Below are 5,731 nucleotides of genomic sequence, written 5' to 3'. Positions count from 1 at the left end.
CTGTAGTGCAGTATCCTCCAGCGCCGCCGCCGCCGCCAGCACCGCCGCCGCCGTACGGGCTACGGAAACCGCCGTCGCTGCCGCCGCCACCGCCACCGGAACGGCCACCACCTGCACCGCCGCCGTAACCGCCGCCACCACCACCGCTGCCGCCACCACCGTAGCCGCCACCACCACCACCGCTACCGCCGCCGAAGCCGCCGCTACGTGGAGGACGTGCTTCCATTGGACGGGCTTCGTTCACGACAACGCTACGGCCGCCCAAAGGCTGGCCGTTCATGCCATTGATTGCGGCTTGAGCTTCTGCATCGCTGGCCATTTCGACAAAGCCAAAGCCTTTGGAGCGACCCGTGTCGCGCTCCATCATGACTTTAGCGCTGGTGACAGCGCCGAATTGGCCAAAAGATTGTTGCAGATCTTCGTCACGCACCGAGTAAGGCAGGTTGCCGACGTATAGTTTGTTGCCCATGAAGGGACTCCTCTAAAACACAATAACAAAAGCGATGGGGTCCCGAAAGCACAACAAATCTTATACGTACCGCTGTAGCGCGCGAAACTGACCGATCACCTAACTTGTGTGAATATTTAAATTCACACCCGTATATTATGCGCCAGTTAGGAAAAAAACAAACAATTATCGTGACTACCTAGTCCGCGCCAGCTCCGCATGAGAAGGGGATTGGGTATTCTCCCGGGTCTTGCGTGGCAGGTGTAACGAGGCAGGGCTTACGGGATAGTCCCTTCGGCCAGCCAGCCGCTAGTGGGAATGCCGGTCGAAAAAGGGACCGGAGCCAAAGATAAAACGAGCACCATCTAGCGCTGAAATTCAGATATTGTTAAACCTTGACCAAGTCCCTGATTGGTTTTTTGGAAAAGTTTGCGCACACATACATAGTCGTCATGGTAGTTCAAGCTTCCAGCTTGATGTGCCGCGGCGACGCCAAACAAGAGAGTGCCTCCCAAAAATACTCGGACGCCTGAACCGTTTCAATCCCTGCTGTAGTGCCGCAGGAAATCACGCGGCTTTTTGCAGCAGACGAGTAAATAGTTACAAAATATTACAACACTAATGGCCGATCTGTTCCCCGTTTGGGTGAATCGGCGGCCTGTGAAGGCCGCTTTCGCAGCCGCAGAACCCCCCTTTTATTCAGGCAACTGGTCGGCGAAACTCGCGGCGTCAGCCCGCTCCGCTGCTGTAGTGGCGCCACCGGCCCATGGCTACCCGCCTGGTAAGCACTTGATTTTCGAATTTCGGACAGGCTTTACATGCCGGCAGATACAACTTCAGGGCGATGCGATCAGCAGCGCACCGGCCTGCCGACAGGTGCGGCTGAGTAACGTGATCTTAGGCTTCACGCCAAAATTCGGATGGATCAGGTGCTGTGTTTGCCAAACCAGTGAATGTGCAGGCACTTCTGCAGGCGCAGGCGGCACGGTGCAACTGGACATATAAATTAGTCGGTATGAGGGGCCGTTCCTTACAGACTTCTCGCGAAGAAAGTTCCAGCCACTCGCGCATCAGAAACAAGCGGCCCAGTCGTCATTGCGCAACTGCAGGCGCGCAAAGCGGATAAGGTAGACGCGGAGTTCAACCAACTGATCTTCAAAGGTGGGCTTGGGGCGGCAGTCTAGCGGCTGTCTCTTATACTTGTGCGCAAGACCCACGGAATTTTTGCTGGCCGGAACTTTGCGATGGCTTGGCGGGTGGTGGCTGCGATATTCTCCAGCTTCCAGGTGCAGGACGTCCCGGACTTTCTTTTCAAAAACCATGAAAAACCCGCGCACCGCAGACCAATTCGCAACCAGACAGAAAAAGGTTTTTGCCCTGGTTGATTTTCAACTTGATGAATTAACAGGAGATTTTCAAATGAACCAACTGCCCTGGTCGCCGCCGCCCTGCTGTCCAGCATGCTTGTTGCAACGCGCAGCGGCGCAACTGGTCGACGAGCCCTTCCTCGGGGATGTTGCGCGTATCGAGTGGGCCCTGCACCGGGCTGACGCCGCCTGCGATGCGGTGCCGGCCGCTGTCCTTGGCCCTGCTTTCCACGGGCGACCCAGAGCAGGCCACATTGACCCTGTGCGCGGGCATGGCCCTGCTGGCAAGTCCTTACCCGGCGGTCAGCATCGTCAACGGGCACCTGCTGGGTGAGCCTGCGAAAGCGCAGCCCGCGGGAGTTGCTGCAGGCTGGTCTGGGCGAACACGCCCTGGCCTGGCGGCAAGGATTCAAGCTGCGGGTTCGCAGCATCAGCGCAGCGGAATATGCTCTGGTGTCGGCGCTGCTGGCCGGGCTGTCACGGGAACAGGCGCTGACCTTGCCGGAGGTGCTGACAATGACGCGCCAGCATTTGATTTCGAGGCTTGGCTGGGCCAGTCCGTGCAAACAGGTCTGGTCACAGGCGCGCATCTGTTACACACCATTGAGAAAGAACACTCATGAATACCCCTAATCCCGGTTTGATCCGGCGCGGTTTGAACCTCTGGCACCACTTGACCCGTGCGCTTGACGCCATGCAGCCGGCAGCTGCCTTGTTGGCGCGGCTGTATGTGGCGCAGGTTTTTTTCCTGCCCGGCTTGACCAAGTTGCGCGACTGGGAAACCACGGTTGCCCTGTTTACCAATGAATACAAGGTGCCCATGCTGTCACCGGCCTTGGCGGCGGCCATGGGCAGCACGGGCGAGCTGGTGTTACCGGTGCTGTTGGTGCTGGGCCTCGGTGGACGCTTTTCGGCGCTGGGGTTGTTTGTGGTGAATGCGGTGGGCGTCATTTCCCTGGCCGAGATGGCACCGGCTGCGCTGCAGCAGCATGTGTTTTGGGCTTCGCTCCTGGCCGGGCTGGCCATTTACGGCCTGGGTCCATGGTCACTGGACCGGTGGGCCGCGCCGCGCCTGCAGCGCGCGGGTTATTGATGAAAAGTGGGTTTAGCGCAGGAAGGACGGGCGCAGTCAGCTACTAAATAAATAGCAAGTCTGCGCCCCGCGTGGAGGTTCCGATTACCAGTTGACCTCGCGGTCAGGTGTGGCGCCGATGCGGTGAACTGAAAGGTCCGCGCCTTCAAATTCTTCTTCCTGGCTAAGGCGCAGCCCCATGGTGGCCTTGAGCGCGCCATAAACGGCAAAGCCCGCCAGCAGCGCCCAGCCCACGCCCATGGCGCTGCCAATCAACTGAGCGCCAAAACTCACGCCGCCCAAGCCCCCCAGCGCCTTGCTGCCAAAAATGCCCGCAGCGATACCGCCCCAGGCGCCGCACAGTCCATGCAGCGGCCAGACGCCCAGCACATCATCAATCTTCCATTTGTTTTGCGTCAGCGTGAACATCACCACAAAAACCCCGCCGGCCACGCCACCCACCACCAGCGCGCCCAGCGGATGCATCAGGTCAGAGCCCGCGCACACCGCCACCAGCCCTGCCAGCGGCCCGTTGTACACAAAGCCGGGGTCATTTTTGCCAAAGGCCAGCGCGGCTAGCGTGCCGCCCACCATGGCCATCAGCGAGTTGACGGCCACCAGGCCTGAAATCTTGTCGATGGTCTGTGCGCTCATCACGTTAAAGCCGAACCATCCGACGGTCAGGATCCAGGCGCCCAGCGCCAGAAAAGGGATGTTGGAGGGCGGGTGGGCCGACACCGCGCCATCCTTGCGGTAGCGGTTGCGGCGTGCGCCCAGCAAAATCACCGCTGGCAGTGCCAGCCAGCCGCCTATGGCATGAACCACGACGGAGCCGGCAAAATCATGAAATTCGGCGCCGGTGACTGACTTGATCCAGGCCTGCACGCCAAAATGATGGTTCCAGGTAATGCCTTCAAAAAACGGGTACACAAAACCAACGATGATCGCTGTTGCAATCAATTGAGGGTAAAAGCGCGCGCGTTCGGCAATGCCGCCCGAAATAATCGCCGGAATGGCCGCCGCAAACGTCAGCAAAAAGAAGAACCTGACGAGCTCGTAACCGTTTTTGGCGGCCAGCTCCTCGGCTCCGACAAAGAAATGGGTGCCATACGCCACGCCATAGCCCACCGCAAAATAGACCACGGTCGATACCGAGAAATCCACCAGTATCTTGACCAGCGCATTGACCTGGTTCTTTTTGCGGACCGTGCCCAACTCCAGAAAGGCAAAACCGGCGTGCATGGCGAGCACCATAATGCCGCCCAACAGAATGAACAAGGCATCTGAGCCCTGTTTTAGTGCTTCCATAAATCCCTCTTCGAATGAAATGTATTGTCTTGGTGCGTTTTTTGGCGAATGCTGAGACTCGCACCAAATACAAGCAAGAAATGCGCCAGAAGCGTGCAGAAAAGCGATCGGCACCAAGCCGTCGTCGGGCAAGCCCGGCCAGGCGCTGCCGGTATACTGTGCGCTGTCATTGGGGAGTAGCCTCCCTTCCTCCTGTTTGACAGGAGCGAGAGGGGTTTGCGTCAACAGACTTGTCTGGCCTTGAAATATCGTTGAGATACCCAGGCCAACATGGCGCAAACGGCATCAAGCTTGGCGAGACCTTTGACTGCACAGCCTCCGTTTCAGGCCGGGGATGTCGTGCAGTCATTGGTTTTTATCCGGCCGGAGTTATTTGTTTCATGGAAGCTTTCCTCGTCTCCACTGGCATCGTCGCCCTTGCCGAAATGGGCGACAAGACGCAACTTCTCGCGCTGGTGCTTGCAGCGCGATTTCGCAAACCCTGGCCCATTGTCCTCGGCATTTTTGTCTCCACCATCGCCAACCATGCCATGGCCGGCGTACTGGGTGCCTGGGTCACCACAGTCATCAGCCCGCAAGTCTTGCGCTGGATTCTGGGCGCCTCCTTCATCGCCATGGCGGTGTGGATGCTGATCCCCGACAAGCTCGATGACGGGGAAACCTCGGACGCCCCGCGCTTTGGCGTGTTTGGTACCACCGTGCTGGCGTTTTTTCTCGCCGAGATGGGCGACAAGACCCAGATCGCGACCGTGATGCTGGCCGCCCGCTATCAGACCTGGGTCTGGGTGGTGGCCGGCAGCACGCTAGGCATGATGCTGGCCAACGCCCCGGTGGTCTGGCTGGGTAGCCGTGTCACGCGCCTGGTGCCGCTGCGCGTGGTCCACATCGTTTCGGCCCTCATTTTTACGCTGCTGGGATTGTTGGCGCTGCTGGTACCCGCCTAGCTTGCTATACTTAAATAGCGCCGATTTGCTCAGCTTGCGGGCGCTTAAAAAGTACCGCTAAAGACGAAAATCCATGAACCCGGACTCGCCCTTAGCGATGCCGGGTTTTCTTTTTGTTGCTTCACATTGCTGTTTTGCTGGTCTTGATCTCTGGTCTTCCTATCGTGGGTACTCCTATCGTGTCTTTTGCTTCAGTCCTTGTCGCCACGCCGCAGTCCATGCACTTTGCCGAGGTCCTGCCTTTGCAAAGCGGTGCGTCGATTCGCGCTTACGACCTGAGTTATGAAACCTACGGTCAGCTCAACGCCGACAAGTCCAACGCGGTGCTGATTTGCCACGCGCTGAATGCGTCGCACCATGTGGCCGGGGTTTACCTGGACGAGACCGGCCGCGTCAAGGTCAAGTCCGAAGGCTGGTGGGACACCATGATTGGCCCGGGCAAACCGGTGGATACCGACCAGTTTTTTGTGATCGGCGTCAACAACCTGGGCTCCTGCTTCGGCTCCACCGGGCCCATGCAGGTCAATCCGGATACCAATGAAATTTACGGCGCTGATTTTCCGGTTGTGACGGTGCAGGACTGGGTCAGCGC

7 protein-coding genes, 1 pseudogene and 1 riboswitch are annotated in these 5,731 nt (G+C 58.6%); of the genes and pseudogenes, 5 read left to right on the top strand and 3 right to left on the bottom strand.

All coding sequences use genetic code 11. The annotated features are described in order from the left end of the window. Both B3F77_RS12465 and B3F77_RS12460 read right to left on the bottom strand, forming a co-directional pair. The coding region (locus tag B3F77_RS12465; RefSeq protein ID WP_293605259.1) for an RNA recognition motif domain-containing protein at window positions 1-469 on the bottom strand (469 nt) is incomplete at its 3' end. 1,049 nt (window positions 470-1,518) lie between these two features. After that, a complete protein-coding gene (locus B3F77_RS12460) occupies window positions 1,519-1,770 on the bottom strand; it encodes a hypothetical protein (protein ID WP_293605258.1) in 252 nt (83 codons plus the stop codon). Window positions 1,771-1,867: 97 nt separating this feature from the next. Between B3F77_RS12460 and B3F77_RS12455 the strand changes: the two genes are divergently transcribed. From B3F77_RS12455 to B3F77_RS12445, 3 genes are read left to right on the top strand one after another with little or no spacing between them, the layout of a single operon-like run. Further along, entirely contained in the window at window positions 1,868-2,149 is a 282-nt protein-coding gene (locus B3F77_RS12455; RefSeq protein ID WP_293605257.1) for a hypothetical protein, read from the top strand. Beyond that, a complete protein-coding gene (locus tag B3F77_RS12450; RefSeq protein ID WP_293605256.1) occupies window positions 2,146-2,448 on the top strand; it encodes a hypothetical protein in 303 nt (100 codons plus the stop codon). Before B3F77_RS12455 ends, B3F77_RS12450 begins: the two co-directional genes overlap by 4 nt. Next, entirely contained in the window at window positions 2,435-2,908 is a 474-nt protein-coding gene (locus B3F77_RS12445; protein ID WP_293605255.1) for a DoxX family protein, read from the top strand. Before B3F77_RS12450 ends, B3F77_RS12445 begins: the two co-directional genes overlap by 14 nt. Window positions 2,909-2,992: 84 nt before the next feature. On the opposite strand, the gene B3F77_RS12440 is transcribed toward B3F77_RS12445, so the two are convergent. Further along, complete coding sequence (locus tag B3F77_RS12440) at window positions 2,993-4,195, bottom strand: ammonium transporter (protein WP_293605254.1); 1,203 nt, start codon at window positions 4,193-4,195, stop codon at window positions 2,993-2,995. A 159-nt stretch (window positions 4,196-4,354) separates the two neighbouring features. After that, a riboswitch (yybP-ykoY riboswitch) is annotated at window positions 4,355-4,569 on the top strand. 6 nt (window positions 4,570-4,575) lie between these two features. Between B3F77_RS12440 and B3F77_RS12435 the strand changes: the two genes are divergently transcribed. Together B3F77_RS12435 and B3F77_RS12430 are read left to right on the top strand one after the other, a co-directional pair. After that, window positions 4,576-5,139, top strand: a complete 564-nt coding sequence (locus B3F77_RS12435) for a TMEM165/GDT1 family protein (RefSeq protein ID WP_293605253.1) — start codon at window positions 4,576-4,578, stop codon at window positions 5,137-5,139. A gap of 218 nt (window positions 5,140-5,357) precedes the next feature. Then, window positions 5,358-5,731 (top strand): annotated as a pseudogene (locus B3F77_RS12430) (alpha/beta fold hydrolase); the annotation flags it as partial.

Source organism: Polaromonas sp. UBA4122, from assembly GCA_002381615.1.
Lineage (GTDB): Bacteria > Pseudomonadota > Gammaproteobacteria > Burkholderiales > Burkholderiaceae_C > Polaromonas.
The sequence above is the reverse complement of the archived record's forward strand: the minus strand, read 5'-3'. Positions and strand labels throughout refer to the sequence as shown.

Bases quoted from the DNA above. Each gene is read 5' to 3' on its own strand.
- B3F77_RS12460 (WP_293605258.1), bottom strand. From the start codon at position 1,770: ATGGTTTTTGAAAAGAAAGTCCGGGACGTCCTGCACCTGGAAGCTGGA.
- B3F77_RS12455 (WP_293605257.1), top strand. From the start codon at position 1,868: ATGAACCAACTGCCCTGGTCGCCGCCGCCCTGCTGTCCAGCATGCTTG.
- B3F77_RS12445 (WP_293605255.1), top strand. From the start codon at position 2,435: ATGAATACCCCTAATCCCGGTTTGATCCGGCGCGGTTTGAACCTCTGG.
- B3F77_RS12440 (WP_293605254.1), bottom strand. From the start codon at position 4,195: ATGGAAGCACTAAAACAGGGCTCAGATGCCTTGTTCATTCTGTTGGGC.
- B3F77_RS12435 (WP_293605253.1), top strand. From the start codon at position 4,576: ATGGAAGCTTTCCTCGTCTCCACTGGCATCGTCGCCCTTGCCGAAATG.